The 16057-nt window shown below is 69.8% G+C and carries 12 protein-coding genes and 1 pseudogene; 2 read left to right on the top strand and 11 right to left on the bottom strand.

Translation table 11 applies throughout. The features are described from left to right. Window positions 1-4: 4 nt before the first annotated feature. The 5 genes and pseudogenes from ACWY4P_RS46480 to ACWY4P_RS46500 all read right to left on the bottom strand — a co-directional run. Window positions 5-766 (bottom strand): enoyl-CoA hydratase/isomerase family protein, encoded by a 762-nt coding sequence (locus tag ACWY4P_RS46480; RefSeq protein ID WP_456206849.1) that lies wholly within the window; start codon window positions 764-766, stop codon window positions 5-7. Further along, window positions 763-2427, bottom strand: coding sequence for an AMP-binding protein (locus ACWY4P_RS46485; protein WP_456206850.1), 1665 nt, complete (start codon window positions 2425-2427; stop codon window positions 763-765). Before ACWY4P_RS46485 ends, ACWY4P_RS46480 begins: the two co-directional genes overlap by 4 nt. A 255-nt stretch (window positions 2428-2682) precedes the next feature. After that, window positions 2683-3825 carry a TetR/AcrR family transcriptional regulator gene (locus tag ACWY4P_RS46490; protein ID WP_456206851.1) on the bottom strand — a complete coding sequence of 381 codons (1143 nt, stop codon included), beginning with the start codon at window positions 3823-3825 and terminating at the stop codon, window positions 2683-2685. A gap of 78 nt (window positions 3826-3903) precedes the next feature. Beyond that, complete coding sequence (locus ACWY4P_RS46495; protein ID WP_456213286.1) at window positions 3904-4632, bottom strand: SDR family NAD(P)-dependent oxidoreductase; 729 nt, start codon at window positions 4630-4632, stop codon at window positions 3904-3906. A 147-nt stretch (window positions 4633-4779) separates the two neighbouring features. Further along, window positions 4780-5982: pseudogene (locus tag ACWY4P_RS46500) on the bottom strand (ABC transporter substrate-binding protein); the annotation flags it as partial. Window positions 5983-6574: 592 nt separating this feature from the next. Between ACWY4P_RS46500 and ACWY4P_RS46505 the strand changes: the two are divergent. Beyond that, window positions 6575-7066 (top strand): TetR/AcrR family transcriptional regulator, encoded by a 492-nt coding sequence (locus ACWY4P_RS46505; protein ID WP_456206852.1) that lies wholly within the window; start codon window positions 6575-6577, stop codon window positions 7064-7066. Between the two features lie 100 nt (window positions 7067-7166). Beyond that, window positions 7167-9824, top strand: a complete 2658-nt coding sequence (locus ACWY4P_RS46510; protein WP_456206853.1) for a family 78 glycoside hydrolase catalytic domain — start codon at window positions 7167-7169, stop codon at window positions 9822-9824. A 10-nt stretch (window positions 9825-9834) separates the two neighbouring features. Here the strand turns inward: ACWY4P_RS46510 and ACWY4P_RS46515 are convergent, their stop codons facing one another. The 6 genes from ACWY4P_RS46515 to ptlD all read right to left on the bottom strand — a co-directional run bounded on the left by ACWY4P_RS46515 (window position 9835) and on the right by ptlD (window position 16053). Continuing rightward, window positions 9835-10620, bottom strand: coding sequence for a 1-deoxy-D-xylulose-5-phosphate synthase N-terminal domain-containing protein (locus tag ACWY4P_RS46515; RefSeq protein ID WP_456206854.1), 786 nt, complete (start codon window positions 10618-10620; stop codon window positions 9835-9837). A 29-nt stretch (window positions 10621-10649) separates the two neighbouring features. Then, complete coding sequence (gene ispH, locus ACWY4P_RS46520; RefSeq protein WP_456206855.1) at window positions 10650-11501, bottom strand: 4-hydroxy-3-methylbut-2-enyl diphosphate reductase; 852 nt, start codon at window positions 11499-11501, stop codon at window positions 10650-10652. Beyond that, the gene (ptlI, locus tag ACWY4P_RS46525; RefSeq protein ID WP_456206856.1) at window positions 11498-12892 is read right to left on the bottom strand and encodes a pentalenene oxygenase; all 1395 of its coding nucleotides are present in this window, start codon (window positions 12890-12892) and stop codon (window positions 11498-11500) included. Before ptlI ends, ispH begins: the two co-directional genes overlap by 4 nt. A 112-nt stretch (window positions 12893-13004) precedes the next feature. Then, entirely contained in the window at window positions 13005-14018 is a 1014-nt protein-coding gene (gene ptlA / locus ACWY4P_RS46530) for a pentalenene synthase (protein WP_456206857.1), read from the bottom strand. Between the two features lie 125 nt (window positions 14019-14143). Then, on the bottom strand, window positions 14144-15157 hold the full coding sequence (locus tag ACWY4P_RS46535) for a polyprenyl synthetase family protein (protein WP_456206858.1): 1014 nt from the start codon (window positions 15155-15157) through the stop codon (window positions 14144-14146). Continuing rightward, a complete protein-coding gene (ptlD, locus tag ACWY4P_RS46540; protein WP_456206859.1) occupies window positions 15154-16053 on the bottom strand; it encodes a neopentalenolactone/pentalenolactone F synthase in 900 nt (299 codons plus the stop codon). Before ptlD ends, ACWY4P_RS46535 begins: the two co-directional genes overlap by 4 nt. Window positions 16054-16057: the final 4 nt, after the last annotated feature.

Here is a 16057-nt window from a genome sequence, read left to right on the forward strand (position 1 = left end):
GCGGTCACCTCAAGGCTCGTCGGTCGAAGAAGTCGGTCAACTTGGCGGCGATGTCCTGCTCGTGCCAGTGCTCGGCGAAGATGTCGAGCTCCCGCAGCAGGGCGGCCGGCACACTCGGATCGGCGAGCATCTGCTTCATCCGGCCGTGGCAGCCGGCCGGCAGTCCCGTGAAGGAGTCCGCCACGGCCGTCACGGTGTGCTCGAACTTCCCCGCGTCCGCGACGACTTGGACGAAGCCGCTGGGCAGGAACTGCTCGGCCGGTAGCAGTTCGCCGGTGAGCATCAGGCGCCGGGCGAGGGGCTCGCCGACCTTGCGGGCGAGCCGGACGCTCGATCCGGCGCCGGGCAGGAGTCCGTTGCGGATGTGTCCGTCGCCGATGACCGTGCCCGCCTGGGCCACGACCGCGTCGCACGCCAGCGCCAGCTCCAGGCCACCGGCGACCACATGGCCGTGCACGGCGGCGATGACGGGTTTCGGCGCCGTCTCAAGTCGCGTGAAGCACTCCGAGACCAGTCCGAGGAACGCCAGCGGATCCCCGCCCGTACGGGCCAGCTCCAGAAGGTGCCGCAGATCGGCTCCGGCGCAGAAACTCGGCCCGTTGCCGGCGATCACCACCGCCTCGGTGTCGGGGTCGACCATCGCTTTGGCGACGGCCTCGTCGAGGGCGTGGAGCAGGTCGGGGTTGATGGAGTTCCGGCTTCCGGGCCGGTTGAGCCGGATCCAGCGCAGCCGTCCGGCCTGTTCGATGAGAACCGCAGTGGTCACGCGCGGGCCTCCGGACGGGTCTGCCGCTGCTGACGCAGGACGTAGCGCTGGATCTTTCCGCTGGGTGTCTTGGGCAGGCGGTCGACGAAGTGCACGGCGCGTGGGTAGGCGTGTGCGGCGTAGCGCTTCTTGACCAGCCGCTGGAGCTCGGCGGCCAGGGCCTCGGAGGCGCCCACCGCGTCCTGGAGGACGACGTAGGCCTCCAACACCTCGCCGCGGACCTCGTCGGGTGCCGCGATCACCGCGCACTCGACCACCGCGGGGTGGGTGGCCAGCACCGACTCGACCTCGAACGGACCGATGCGGTAGCCGGCCATGATGATGACGTCGTCATCCCGGGACGAGAAGTGGAAGTAGCCCTCGTCGTCCACACGCCCGACGTCGCCCGTGTAGTACCACCGGCCGTCCGGGCTGAACTTCTCCGCGCTCTTGCCCGGATCGCCTTCGTACCCGCGGAACCAGGCCAGCGGACTCTCGGAGAGGTCTGCGGCGATACGGCCGACGGTGCCGACCGGCGCGATCTCGTCCCGGTCCTCGTGCAGCACGTGCAGGCTCCACCCGGGCATCGGGTGTCCCATCGCCCCGGGACGCACGGGCCGGCGCAGCGCCGGGAGGTGGTGGTTGTTGATCAGCATGCCGGCCTCGGTCTGGCCGTAATGGTCATGCACCTGGATGCCGAATGCCTGTGTGGCCCAGGCGTTGACCTCGGGGGTCAGGGGTTCGCCCGCACTGGACGCGCAGCGCAGCGTCAGGCTGTCCGGCACCGGCACGTCTGAAGCGCGCAGGGATCGGTACACGGTGGGTGCGGCGGTGAAGTTGGTGACCTTGAATTCATCCATCACCTGCCAGGTGAGCTCGGCGGAGAACCCGGAGTGCAGCAGCACGCTGGGCACGCCGAGGCTGAGTGAGGCGATCACGCCGAAGTACAGTCCGTACGCCCAGCCGGGGTCGGCGGCGTTCCAGAAGACGTCGTCCTCGGTCACGCCGCAGCCGTACTCGGCGTAGAGACGGAAACCGGCGATCGCCGAGGCGGGCACGACGACTCCCTTGGGACGCCCCGTCGTGCCTGAGGTGAAGATGTGCACGATTGGAGCGTCCCCGCCCAGGGCAGCCGCGGGATACCCCGGCTCGTGCGCGGCCATCAGTTCGGTGAAGCTGAGATCACCGGCCTGGCCGGCGCCTCCGCTGACGACGATCTGCCACTTCGCGTCCGCTGGGATGTCCTCACCCGGATTCAGCTTCGACCGCTGAGCCTCGTCGCAGACGACAACCTTGGTGTCACTGGCCAGCAGCCGCAGCGCGATCGCCGGGGGCGCGAAGGCGGTGAACAGCGGCACCGTGACCGCGCCGAGCCGCCAGGTCGCGAGCAGCGCGACGAGGTAGTCGACGCTCTTTCCCATCAGCGTCGCCACGCGGTCGCCCGGCCCGACCCCCAGGTCGGCCAGGGCGGCGGCGAACCGCTCGGACTCCGTCTTGAGCCGGCCGTAGGTGAGCACAGTGGCCGAGAGGTCAGGCTCTACGACGGTGTAGGCGGCGGCGTCGGACGGGTGCCCGTCGCAGAGCAGGTGCGCGACTGCCGCGTGCGGGCCGCTGTAGAGGGTGACCAGCTCATGGACCCGGACGAGCGGGTCGGCGGCAGAGCGGGGATCGGAGAGGGCCATCGATTGCCTCACCTCGATACGACGAAGGTGACCTTCGGTCTGAGTACGATTACGTGTACGTTAGTACCCTGTGAAGTATTCATCAAGGGTTCGGATGGCCGCTCCCGGAGTAGGGGCGGGCTCGGCAGCGGGACCGCAGCATCCTGCGCCTGACCCCGATGGACGCAGCTGGGAGTTCGCCCCGGCCGCCTCAGGCGGCGGTCACGTCAGCGGCGTGGAAACCGGGCGCAGCGCGGCGAAGGCACCGGTAAAGCTTCAGCGGGGTGTTTTGGAGAGCGCGGCGAGCACGAGGTTGCTCAGCTCGATGAACGCATCCCCGGAGGACAGCCCTGTGGAACCGAGGAGTTCACGGCTGTGGATGCCGTCGATCAGCAGCCCGACGGCCTGGCTGACGAACTCGGCGTGCACCGAGCGGAAGTCGCCGGCCTCCACACCCGCGTGGATCATCTCCCGGACCCTGCGCGTCGCGGCGAGCGAGTTGACCGTGTAGATCTCCCTGGTCGCGTCGTCGTCGAGCATGTCGTCATAGCACGCCGCGGACATACGCCGCATCTGCGTTCCCACCGAAGCGAGGTAGGTCGCGATCTGCTGTGCCGGGTCCGCGACCGTGGCGACCTCTGTCTCCACTTGTTCGGCGGCGTCCCGGAAGAAGCGCTTGAGGGCGGTCGCCACGAGATGGTGGCGGCTGGAGGAGATCGCGTACAGCGTGGACTTCGAGCACTGCAGGCGCGCGGCGAGCGTGTCGACGGTCAGCCGGGCGAAGCCTTCCTCCAGGACGATCGCCTGCAGCTGCCCGAGCAACTCCTCGCGACGGTCGTCGTCGAGGCGTTTACGTCCGGCACTTGCCACGCGCCGACCAGCCCGCGGAGCGCGCTGCACGGATGCGTCCCTCCCTCCGGGGCCGAGCTGTTCCGGTACTGTTTCAGGCTTCATCGTACTGCAGGTCACGAGAAGATCTGTGTCGTCCGAAGAGGACATCGAGGAGTGGTCCGTCGCCGGCGCCGTAGTTGCCGTCACCGTCTCGCCATCGTCGACGCGCAGCACCGCACCCAGCTGGTCGCCGCTGACGTAGCAGTCCTCACGGTCGTCGACGGCCACGTCCACGGGATGGGCGAGTCCTTCGGCGAGGGCTGTGAGGGGGTCGGTCCCCCACTCCGACTCGGCTTCGTCCCAGCGCAGTTCGGTCAAGCGGGTCCGGAAGCTGCCTGGCGCAGGCGTGCGCCGGTGAGCGGACTGCCGAAGCCGCTGCCCGCCGATGACGGCCACTTCCACTCGGTCGGACAAGGGCTCACGGGTGAATCCGGGCTCCTCCGCATACGGGTCGTCGGCGTAAGGGGCCAACCCGAGCCGGTCCGGGTCCGGAGCCGTGGGGGCGGGCGGCTTCCGAGGGCTGTGCATGGGGGGTCTCTCTGCTGTCCGTGGCCGGTGGGAGTTCGCTTGTAAGGTGCTGACACGTGCGCGGGTCCCGAGTTCGGGTCAGACGGCGGACCAGCCGCCGTCCACGGGAAGGACGGCGCCGTTGATGTTGGAGGCCGCGTCGGAGGCGAGGAACACGATGGCGGCGGCCTGAGTCTCGGGGGCGGCCGGCCGGCCGACGTTGCCCATGTAGGCCATGAGCGCCTGCGGGCCGAGTGCGTCGGTGTCGATGTTGATCTCGATGTTGGTGAGAGTGCCGCCGGGGGCGATCGCGTTGCTGCGGATGCCGTGGTGGCGGTAGGTCACGGCGAGGGACTTGGTCAGGCCTACGATGCCGTGCTTGGCGGCGGTGTACGCGGCTCCGGCGCTGCTGCCGCGCAGCGAGGCCTCGGAGGCGGTGAAGACGATCGCGCCGCGCCCCGCCTGCAGCATGTGGGGCAGGACGGCCCGGGTGAGCAGGAACGGGGCGGTGAGGTTGACCCGTACCAGGCGTTCCCACTCGGCGTCGGTCACGTCGGCCACGGCGGACATGCCGTCCATGATCCCGGCGTTGTCGACCAGCACATCGATGCTCCCGAAGGCGGTGACCGCGGTGGCGACGACCTCGTCGACCACCGACCGCTCGCTGAGGTCGCCGACGACGGTGACGGCCACCCCGCCGTCCTTCTCGATCTCGGCCCTGACCTGGTCGGCGGCTTTGGCGTTGAGGTCCGCCACGACGACCTTGCCGCCCTGGGCGGCGAAGGCCGCCGCCTTCGCGGGGTCGACCTGGCTCTCCGCCTGGTCCATCAGCTTCGTGAGCTCCGGGTCCGTGGACTTGAACGGATTCAGGAGGGCGGTGGGGCCGAAGTTGTTGGCTGCCTCCCGCGGAGCGGTGTTCAGCCCGTCGATGAAGAGGAACATCGGGTACTTCTTCGAGGCGACCGACCCCAGGTTGTTCTGCGGGGGCACCGGCGTCCACTTCACCTTGATCCCGATGTCGGCGAGTGCCTGCGTGACGGTCGGCTCGAGCTGCTTGTTGAAGGCGAAGCTCGGCATCGTGACGGAGAACCCGCCCGGATAGCCGGCCTCGGCCAGCAGCTTCTTCGCGGCCGCGGTGTCGTATGCGTAGGTCTGATCGAGTGCGGCGTCGTAGGCCCGGCCCTTGGGGTTGAACACCTGGAGCGTCGGCTTCCCGACGCCCTTGAGCAGCTGCCTGGTGATCTTCTCCCGGTCGAACGCCATGTTGATCGCCTGTCGCACCCGCTTGTCACCGAGCGGTTTGAGCACGCTGCCCGTCCGGTCGGCGAGGATCAGGTTCGACACCGCCGTGGCCTGGACGAGCGTCATCTTGAAGCCCGCCGCCTTGAGCTTGCCCGCGTACTGAGGGGCGGCGGGACCGGCATTCAGCTGCCCGGCCTGCAGCGCGTTGAACGCCGCGGTGGGATCCGCGATCACCTTGAGCGTCACGGTCCGGAAGGGGTAGGCCTTCGCGTTCCAGTAGTCGTCACGCCGCTTGAGCACATACGTCGAGCCGTTCACCGTCGCCTTGTCGAGGACGTAGGGACCCGAACCGACCGGGTTCAGCTGAGTGCTCTTCTTGGCCATCGTGGCAGGATCACCGATCACCCCGGCTCCCATCGCGAGGCTGGTCAGCAGTGAGCCGTCCCGCTGCTTGAGACGGAGCACGACTGCGCCGGCATCAGGAGCTTCGACCGATGTGACGAAGGCCAGCACGACCTGTTGCGTCCCGGGCGTGGACAGGGTGCGCTCCAGGGTCGCCTTCACCGCGGCCGCGTCCACCGCGGCGCCGGAGCTGAACTTCATCCCTTTGCGCAGCTTCAGGGTGAGGGTCAGGCCGTCGTCGGAGTACTTCCAGCTCTTTGCTGCGTTGGGCTGCAACTTGCCCTTGTTGTCCGTGTAGAGCAGCGTGTCGTACAGGGAGCTCCAAATGAAGGCCGGTTGTCCGTCGTTGAGCTGGGCTGGGTCGAAGGAGTTCGGAGCGGCCTGTATGGCGAGGGAGAGCGTCGTGTCGCCGGGCGACGACGAGTCTCCCGACCCTCCGCCGCATGCCGTCAACGCCAGTAGTGCCGCTGCCGTGATCGCTGCGGGCAGTGTCCGAAACCGTGGTCGCGGGCCGTTGGATCGAATGCGCATCATGTGGTCTTCCTTTGTCCCGTGCGGTCCGGGGCCGGTGCGATGACTGCGGCCGGCACCACCCCGGGGCTCCTGCCGGACGGCTCGCGGTCGGTCCTCCGCGTCGGGCTCGGGCGTGGCACCCCATCGACTGAGCCCGCGCTTGGTGTCTCGAACGCGCCTACTCGGCTACTCTTACCAAGTGGTTGGAATTGCTCGTGGAAGGTAGGCGTAGGCAAGAGCGGGTGGGAAGAGGGTGTGCGGCGTTCTTGACCAGAGCGTTACCTTTCGGCTGGTGGTGATGGCGGCGACGTGACGGGGTGGCGCATCGTGAAGGCGCTGGTCGCGGGGGTGCGAGAAGCTCCGCGAGCTCTGCTGGGCCGCCTTTTCAATTCCAACCACCTGGAAAGATATGGCGCCGGAGCACTAAGGTGCCGGGACATCACCAGTGAGAGCCTGACCCGACCGCCGCCGACGCGCGCGGCCAACAGCGAGGGGGTGCGACGTGTACCGGGCAGAGACACGGGGTCCGAACGCGAAGACGGCAGCCCGGCGAGCAGACATCATCCGTGCGGCACGGGACAGCTTTGCCGAACGCGGGTACAGAGGTGCTTCGTTGCGAGACATCGCGAAGCGTGCCGGGATCAGTCATGCCGGTCTGCTGCACCACTTCCAGGACAAGGACGACCTGCTCACCGCTGTTCTCGCCCAGCGCGACGACGAGGAATGGGAACGCAGCTTCGCCGAGGTCGACGGCCCGGACTCGCCCCAGGGGTACCTCGCGGAGACACTGCTGCACCACCAGAAAGCACCCGAGCTGATGCGCCTGTGGGCCGAGCTTGCCGCTTCGGCCTCATGCGCCGACCATCCCGCTCATGGGTACTTCGTCGACCGCAATGAGCGCGTGCGCACCTTTACGGCCCAGGCCATGCACAAACGCGCGGCACAGGGGCGGCTGCCGGAAGGCCTCGATCCGGACAGTGCGGCCGCGCTTCTCCTCGCCGTCCTGCATGGTCTGCAGATGCAGTGGCTGCTGAACCAGGACCTGGACATCATCGAGCCGCTCAACCGCTTCTTCGATCTCATTCTTCTGCCGGCGGAGAGCTAGCTGCCTCCTCGGGGCCCGTCGGCGGGTGCTCGGCCCGTCGATGCTGCCGTGCCCTTGGCGTATTGAAACGTTCTCATCGGGTGATGTGAAGGGGGCCGGCGTGCACGCACCTACCCACCTACGGGTGGAGCATCTGGACAACGGGTTCGGCATCGACGTGGCTGTGCCCAGACTGTCGTGGTGGCTGCCGGAGGGCTCCGTGCGCCAGCTGGCCTATCGGCTCAGGACCGATGCATGGGATTCGGGGCGTGTGGACAGTGACCGGAGCGTCCTGGTGCCCTACTCCGGGCCGGAGGCGATGCCGGGGGAGCCGGTGGTGTGGCAGGTCAAGGTCTGGACCGACTTGGGCGAGAGCGACTGGTCGGAGCCGTGTGTCTGGGAGCAGGCCCTTCCCGCGGGGGAGTGGACCGCCATGTGGATCGAGCCCGCCGAGTGCGAGCGGCCGGCGGCCGGTCGGCGACCGGCGTACCTGCTGCGGCACGCGTTCGAGCTGAGCGAACCCCCGGACCGGGCCCGGCTGTACGCCACCGCCCATGGCGTCTACGAGATGTTCGTCAACGGCATCCGCGTCGGCGACCAAGAACTCACCCCGGGCTTCACCTCGTACCTGTCACGGCTGCACGTGCAGACGTATGACGTGACGGACCTGCTGCGGCCCGGGGCCAACGTGGTGGGCACGGTGCTGTCCGACGGGCGGTTCCGCGGCTGTAATGGCACTCAGCGCATACCGGACGGCTTCGGCACACGCACCGCCCTGCTCGCGGAGCTGCACACGCTCTTCGGCGAGGGCCGCGCCGGCGTGGTGCGGACCGGCGCGGAGTGGCGGTCCTGCGTCGCGGAGATCACGGCGGCCGATCTGATGGAGGGCCAGCGGGTGGATTTCACCCGGGCCCTTCCCGGCTGGTCCCAGCCGGGTTTCGACGACTCGGCATGGGATAAGACAGTCGTCCCCGACGGGGGCCTCTATGCCCTCCGCGACCGGCTCACCACCAGCCCGGCACCCCCCGTACGCCGCATCGGGACCCTGCCCGCGCTCTCGGTCACCCGTCCCAAGCCCGGCGTCCAGGTCGTCGACTTCGGCCAGAACCTCAACGGCTGGGTACGGCTGTCGAACCTCGGCCCACGCGGCACCGAGCTCACCCTCGTCCACGGCGAAGCCCTGGACCGCGACGGCGACGTGACCACCGAACACCTGGACCTACCGGCCGAGAACCACGACGAGGGCATCGCGCTCACCTTCGGGCAACGCGACCGCGTCGTCTCCTTGGGCCGCTCCGACGAGGTCTTCGAACCGCGCCACACCACCCACGGTTTCCAGTACGTCCGCATCGAAGGGCATCCCGGCACGATCGCCCCCAACGACATCGAGGCGGTCGTGGTCCACACCGACCTGCGCCGCACCGGCTGGTTCCGGTGCAGTGACGACCGGATCAACCGCCTTCACGAAGCAGCGGTGTGGAGCTTTCGGGGCAACGCCTGCGACATCCCCACCGACTGCCCGACCCGCGAACGCGACGGCTGGACCGGCGACTGGCAGCTCTTCGTGCCCACTGCCGCGTTCCTGTACGACGTCGTCGGCTTCTCCACCAAGTGGCTGCGCGACCTGGCCGCCGACCAGTGGCCCGACGGCAAGACCGCCAACATCGCACCCGACCACGCCATCCTGCGCCGCACCCCTCAGCACCGCCGCGCCCTGCTGCACGGCTCGGCAGGCTGGGGCGACGCGGCCGTCATCGTGCCGTGGGAGACCTACCTCGCCTACGACGACGCCCAGATCCTCGCCGACCAGTACCCGTCGATGACCCGCTGGGTGGACTGGGCCGCCGCGCAAGCACGCACAGGACGCTTCACCGAACGCGCGCGAACCCGACCCGAGCCCGCGCCGCACGAGGAGTTCCTGTGGGACTCCGGCTTCCACTGGGGCGAATGGCTAGAACCCCGGCAGGCCGACGCCACCCCCTTCTACCTACAGGACCACGGCCCGGTCGCCACCGCCTACCTCCACCGCTCGGCACGCCTGCTGTCCCGCATTGCCGGCATCCTCGGCAAACCGCACGACGCCGAGCGCTACGGCCGCTACGCCGACCGAGTCCTGGCCGCCTGGCGAACCGAGTTCATCCGTGAGGACGGCACCCTCACTCTCGACACCCAAGCCAATCACGTCCGCGCCCTCGCCTTCGACCTGGTGCCCGACGAGCTGCGAAGCCGCACCGCCCAACGGCTGGTCGCGCTGATCCGCGACGCCGGTACTCACCTGAACACCGGTTTCCTCGCCACCCCCTACCTGCTGCCCGTCCTGGCCGACAGCGGACACCTCGACGTCGCCTACGAGCTGCTCTTCCAGGACACGCCCCCGTCGTGGCTGGTCATGATCGACCGTGGCGCCACGACCATCTGGGAAGAGTGGGAAGGCATCGACGACAACCGCGTCCCGCACAGCTCCCTCAACCACTACAGCAAGGGCGCGGTGATCTCCTTCCTCCACCGCCACACCGCGGGCATCCGCCTGCGCGACGACGCCCCCGGCTACCGCCACTTCGACATCCGTCCCCAACCCGGCTCCAGGCTCACCTGGGCTGAGGGACAGTTCGACTCCGTGTACGGGCGCCTCGCATCCAGCTGGCGCATCGAAGGCGGCCGTTTCCACCTCACCGCCACCGTGCCACCGGGCACCACCGCGACCATCACCCTGCCGAGTGGACACACCACCGAAGCAGGCCCGGGACACCACCACTACGACTGCCCCATGACGTTGTAGGTGCCAAGAATTACGTCCGTGTGTGCACCATCCGGCCGGGGTAGCGTGCTGCGATCATCTCCGCCATCTCCCGCGCGTGCGCGAGTTTGCCGGTGTGGCGTGGCTGCCACAGCCGGGCCAGGGCCGGCAGGCACACCGGCCGCAAGGAGAAGGGCAGTTGCACCACCAGTCCGGCGATCACCCAGCATTTGCCGTACCCGATCGGCCCCGGTCCCTTCGCTGCCCCGTCGTGGTGCCAGGCCGCGCCGAACGTGATCGGCGCGCCTGCCGGCAGCAGCCGGGCCACGATCACGTCGGCCAGGGCCAGGCCCATCTGGTCGGCGCACCAGCGGGCGTGGTGCCAGAACCGCTGCAGGCCGGCGCCGAGCACGGCGACCACGGCGCGGTCGCTCTGCCCGAGCAGGGCGTTGGCGCGGGCGAGGCCGTCCGCCCAGGACAGGGAGGGCGAGGCGTGCGAGTTCTCGATGACGTCGTGCTCGGACTCGGCGCGGCAGGGGTAGCCCGACATGCCGCCGGTGCGGCGGAGCGTGGCGAGGGCTTCGGTGCGGCCGGTGAGGATCCTGTGGACGTAGGCCTGGTGGCCGGTGTCCCACAGGATCTTGTCGCGGGGGGAGTCGAAGACGCGGTGCAGGGCGATGGACAGTTCGACGACCCCGAGGTTGGGGCCGAGGTGGCAGCCGTTGGCGGTGCAGGTGTCCACCAGCAGCCGCCGGATCTGCGGCGCCAGTTCGCGGGCCACCTGCGGGGACAGGGCGCGCAGGTCCTCCGGCCCCCGGATCTCCTCCAGGCGTGGCACGGCGCAACCCTCTTTCTCCAGTGGTGGATTCATCGCACCCCAACGGGTGCCGGCGAGACCTCGCCGGCCAGCGGTGTCTGCGGGACGCGGCCGATGACCGGGTCGGCCAGCCGGCCGGGCATGGAGAACACGACGTCCTCGGCGATGCCCCGCTGGAGCTCGACCTGGTCGAAGCCGAGTTCGGCGAGCCGGGCGACGAGCCCGTCGACGAGGATCTCCGGGGCACTGGCCCCGGCGCTGATGCCGACCGACGACACGTCCCTCAGCCAGGCCGCTTCGAGGTGCTGTTCGTCGGGCACCAGATGGGCGGCGGCGCCGTGGTCGCGGGCCACCTCGACCATGCGCAGCGAGTTGCTGGAGTTGTGCGAGCCGACGATCAGGACCAGGTCGTCGTCGCGTGCGAGGTCCTTGACGGCGTTCTGCCGGTTCTGGCTGGCGTAGCAGATGTCGTCGCCGGGGGTGAACAGGTCGGTGAAGCGGGCGCGCGGGGCCTCGACGACGCGCTCGGTCTCGTCGAACGAGAGGGTGGTCTGGGTGAGGACGGCGACCGGGGTGTCGTCGGGCAGGCCGAGGCGCCGTACGTCGTCCTCGGTCTCGATGACGACGATCCGGTCGGGGGCCTCGCCGAGGACGCCCTCGACCTCCTCGTGGCCCTCGTACCCGGCGAGGAGGATGGTGCGGCCGTCGCGGGCGAAGCGCACCGCTTCCTGGTGGACCTTGGCGACCAGCGGGCAGGTGGCGTCGATGACTTCGAGCTGCCGGCCGGCGGCGGCGGAGCGCACCCCGTGCAGGTCCAGCGCCCGCTCGACGATGCCGATGGCGCGCCGTACGCCCGCGCGGAAGCCGCGCGGCTGAGCCAGGACGACGTTCCCTTCGCTCACGTCGCGTCACCCCCGGCCGGTGCGGGGACGGCGGAGGTCATCCGGCGCGGGGTGCGTGCGTCCAGCCTCAGGCGCAGCCGGCGCGGGTGGTAGACGGTGGCCAGCGGGACCGGGCGGATGTCCATGCCGGGCTCGCAGGTGACCCGCCAGCGGCCGAGGATGGTGGCGAGCCCCAGGGTGGCCTCGGTGCGTGCGTAGAGGTCGCCGATGCACTTGCGGGCGCCGGTGCCGAACGGCACGTAGGCGTGGCGGGAGGCCGGCGCGATACGGTCCGGGAGCCAGCGGTCGGGGTCGAACTTCTTGGGGTTGTCGAAGGCGTCCTCGTACTGGGCGACCGCGGCGGGGCTGAAGACGACGGTGGAGCCGGTGGGCAGCTGACGGCCCGCGAGTTCGGTCGGGGAGGCGGTGAGGCGGGTGAACAGCCAGGCCGGCGGGTGCAGTCGCAGCGTCTCGGAGATGATCCGGTCGGTCAGGGAGAGGTTCGGCAGGTCGTCCCACTGCGGGGCGCGGCTGTCGAGGACGGTGTCGATCTCGTCGTAGAGCGCGGCCTCGATCTCCGGGTGCTGGGAGAGGAGGTAGAAGACCCAGGTGAGGGTGGAGGCGACGGTCTCGGTGCCGGCCGCCATGACGGTGATGACCTGGTCGTGGATCTCCTTGTCGCCGAGCCGGCCACCGTCGTCGTCGCGGGAGGCGATCAGGGCCGCGAGCAGGTCGTCGCGCTCGGTGTCGGAGCTGCGGTAGTCGTCGATGAGCTGCTGGGTGGTCTCGTGCAGGAAGTCCAGGTTGCTCTTGTAGCGGCGCTGGGACGGCAGGGGCAGTCGGCGGATCGAGGCCGGCAGGAACATCTGCCGGAACAGGCCGTTGAGCACGACGTCGAAGGAACGTTCCACCTTCGCCGCCAGCTCGGGGCTGACGGGTGTGGAGTACAGGGTGCGGCCGACCGTGCGCAGGGCCATGCCGTACATCTCCTGGAAGGCGTCGACGACCATGCCGTCCTGCCAGCGCGACGCCGTGTCCTCGATCTCGGCGTGCATGGCCGCGGCGTACCGCTTGAGCTGGCCGCGGGTGAACGCCGACTGCATCAGCCGGCGCTGGCGGCGGTGGTCGGCGAACGGGCAGGTGACGAGGCCGTTGCCGGCGATGTCACGGGCACGGTCGTAGAAGACGCCGCCCTTGTCGAAGATGCGGTCGTTGGTCAGGACGTGCCGCAGCAGTTCGGGGTGGGTCGGGACGTAGGCCGTGGTGGGGCCGATCTTGATCTCGACCAGGTCGCCGTGGGCCGACAGCGAGGCCATGAAGTTCACGGGGTGACGCATCATCTGGAGGGCGTGTCCCACGACGGGGAGCGCCCCGGGCGCCGCTCCCGCCGAGAAGGTGGTCTGCTCGGTCATTCGATTCTCAACTTCCCATCTTTACTGATCTGTTGACAGCTGTTCCGGTCTGTTGACAGTTGCGCCGCCGCGACGGCCGGGCGCGGGGGCGTGTTGCTGGTGTGCGGTGCTGCTAGTGGGCGGTGTTGCCGAGCTCCTCCAGGTAGCCCTGGGCACCGGCAGCGAGCGCGAACTCGGCGTCGTAGCGGCCCGAGGAGCGGTGCCAGTCGTAGGAACCGCGGATCACGGTGCGCACGGCGTCGTTGCGGTAGCGCTCCAGGGCCTCGCGCTCGGCCTCGTCGAGCCGGTAGATGTCGCCGACCTGCGGCAGGCAGGACTCCAGCAGGAGGTACTGCTCCAGGCGGGCGCGCACCTCGCTCTGGATGTGGGCGACGCTGCGGTCCTTGGACCAGCCGTGCTCCCGGCGCAGGATCATGACCATGTTGTTCTGCTCGCCGCGGGCCTCTTCCTTCTCCAGCGAGGCGATGTCGTTGAGCAGCAGATTGACGTCGACGGCGATCTGGAGCATCGCGGAGAGCACGGCGCTGTCGAAGACCCGGTGCGGCACCTCGAAGCGGCCCGCGCGCTCGGCGAGGTCGACCGTCGGCTGCACCCCGATGGTCTGCCGGCGCACGGCCAGGTACTGGGCCGCGGAGTTGTACGGCGTGTCCCAGAAGCGGCTCTCCGCCTCGTCGACGTAGCCGTCGAAGTAGCTGCGCCAGTGCCGGGCGCTGCGCGCGCACCAGGCGGGTGTCATGCCCTCGCTGGTGCGCCGCCAGATGTCGGCGAAGCCGTGGGCGATGGGGGGCGCGGTGTCGGGGAGGGGGCCGTCCAGCGCCGCCGCGACCGCGTCGGTGAGCTGTTTGGTCTCCTCCGGGTTCTCGCCGCGCGGCCCGTCGAAGAGGTCGTCGAAGAGGAAGAACCACGACATCAGGTCGACGCCCAGGTCCAGGTCGGCGCCGGTGGCGTGCGGGTAGAAGCGGGAGGCCAGGTCGGCGTAGCCGCCGCGCAGATGACGCGTCGCCGCCGCCTCGGACTTGATCAGCCCGAGCGACCGCGGCCACGCGAGCTGCTCGGCGTCGGCCCGCGCGTGATCCGGGCTCTGCCGCCCCGGCAGGGGTATGTGGAAGTCGACGTCCTGGGGCATGACGGAATCCTTGGGAGTGGGTTGCGGAGGGGCAGCGGGCATGGTGGTGCCCTGGCGGGGGTGGCGCGCTGATCGGAGAGTCAGAAGTCAGAAAGGGGCATACGGGTACGGGGGCCGGCTCGGTCTCAGACCTCGCGGTCGACGACGAACCGCCCGAGCGCGAGGAGTTCGTCCCGCGCGCCGGCGTCCAACTTGATACTGCGCAGCGCGTCCTCGGCCAGCGCCATCCGCCGGGCGGCCTCGGCCAGCGCCCAGTCCCGGCCGCCGGCGTCCTCGATCAGGCCGGCCACGCGCCGCAGTTCCTCCTCGCCGGGTTCGCCGGGGGTGGTGAGCCAGGCGGCCAGCTCGTCGCTGAGCGGGCCGTCCTGGTTCAGTGCGTGGCTCACCGGCAGGGACTTCTTGCGGGAGCGCAGATCGGAGTGGACCGACTTGCCGGTGACGGCCGGGTCGCCCCAGATGCCGAGAACGTCGTCGACGAGTTGGAAGGCGACGCCGACCTGGTCGCCGTAGAGCGCCAGCGCGTCCACCGTCGCCTCCGGTGCCCCGGCGAGGACGGCGCCGATCGCGGCGCTCGCCGACAGCAGCGCGCCGGTCTTGCCGGCGGCCATGTCGATGCACTCCTCGACCGTGACGTGCGAGCGCTGTTCGAAGGACAGGTCCTGGACCTGGCCGCGGATCAGATGCCGGGTGGTGCGGGCCAGCAGCCGGGCGGCGGGCGCCGCCGTCGGCAGCCCGGTGTCCAGCAGCACCTCCTGAGCGAGCGCCAGCATCGCGTCACCGGTCAGGATGGCGCTGGAGGGACCCCACAGCTTCCACACCGTGCGCCGGTGGCGGCGCTTCTCGTCGCCGTCCATCAGATCGTCGTGCACCAGGGAGAAGTTGTGCACGAGCTCCACGGCGACGGCGCCGGGCAGGGCGACCTCCGGCGGTGCGCCGACCGCCTCGGCCGACAGCAGCGCGAGCGCCGGCCGTACGGCCTTGCCGGCGCCGGCGCTGGTGGGCGCGCCGCCGACGGTGATCCAGCCGAAGTGGTAGGCCGCCTGGTGACGTGAGCGGTGGTCGAGCCGGTCGACGGCGGCGCGCAGCGCCGGGGTGATCGTGACCCGGCCGTGGCTGAGGCAGGCGGGAGCGGTGCTCATGTGGCGACCTCCGCGCGCCAGGGGTCGGTCGGGTCGTCGAAGATGCTGACGACCTGGCGCATGATGCGCCGTTCGGCCGGGTTGAAGGCCTGCTTGGCGTGGACGGTGCCGAGCTGGTCCCACACGACGATGTCCCCGGGCTGCCAGGTGTGGGCGTAGGTGTGCTGGGGCTTGCCCGCGTGCGACAGCAGTTCGTCGAGCAGCTTGCGGCTGTCGTCGGGGGTGAGGTCCACGATCCGCTTGGTGTTCAGGGTGCTGATGTAGACCGACTGGCGGCCGGTGCGCGGATTGCGGGCGATCAGCGGGTGGATGGTGGAGGTGCCGTCCTCGGGCTGGATCTGTTCGGTGCTCTCGCCGAGGGACACCTCGCCCTGGAGCTCCTCCTCGATGGTCTCCTCGTACCCGGTGCGCAGGGCGTGGCGGACCCGGTGGGAGTGCAGGCGCCGGCGCTCTTCGGGCGACAGCGACTCGTACAGGGCGTACATGTCGGTGAAGAGGGTCTCCCCGCCGCCGGAGGACGGCACTTCCACGGCCTCCAGGAAGCCGATCTGGGAGACGCGGGGGCGGAAGGAGTAGTCGGTGTGCCAGCCCATCCACTCGGCGTCGCCGACGCCGATCTTGCGGCCGTCCTCCACCAGGTTGGAGACGATCAGGATCTCGTTGTGGTCGGGGTGGGCGCCGCTGGTCAGACCGGTCTTCGGGATGTACCCGAAGCGGCGGCCGAAGGCCAGGAACTCCTCGAAGGAGGGGATCTCGTGGCCGCGGAAGACGAGTACGAGATGCGCGTCGAGCGCCGCCCAGATCTCCTCTGACTGGGTCTTGTCCATGTCGCCGGTGACATGGGCGCCGTGCACGACGGCGCCGAGAGCGGCGCCGGGTATCGGCGTTACGTCCATGGGC

It is taken from the genome of Streptomyces sp. LZ34 (assembly GCF_053890475.1).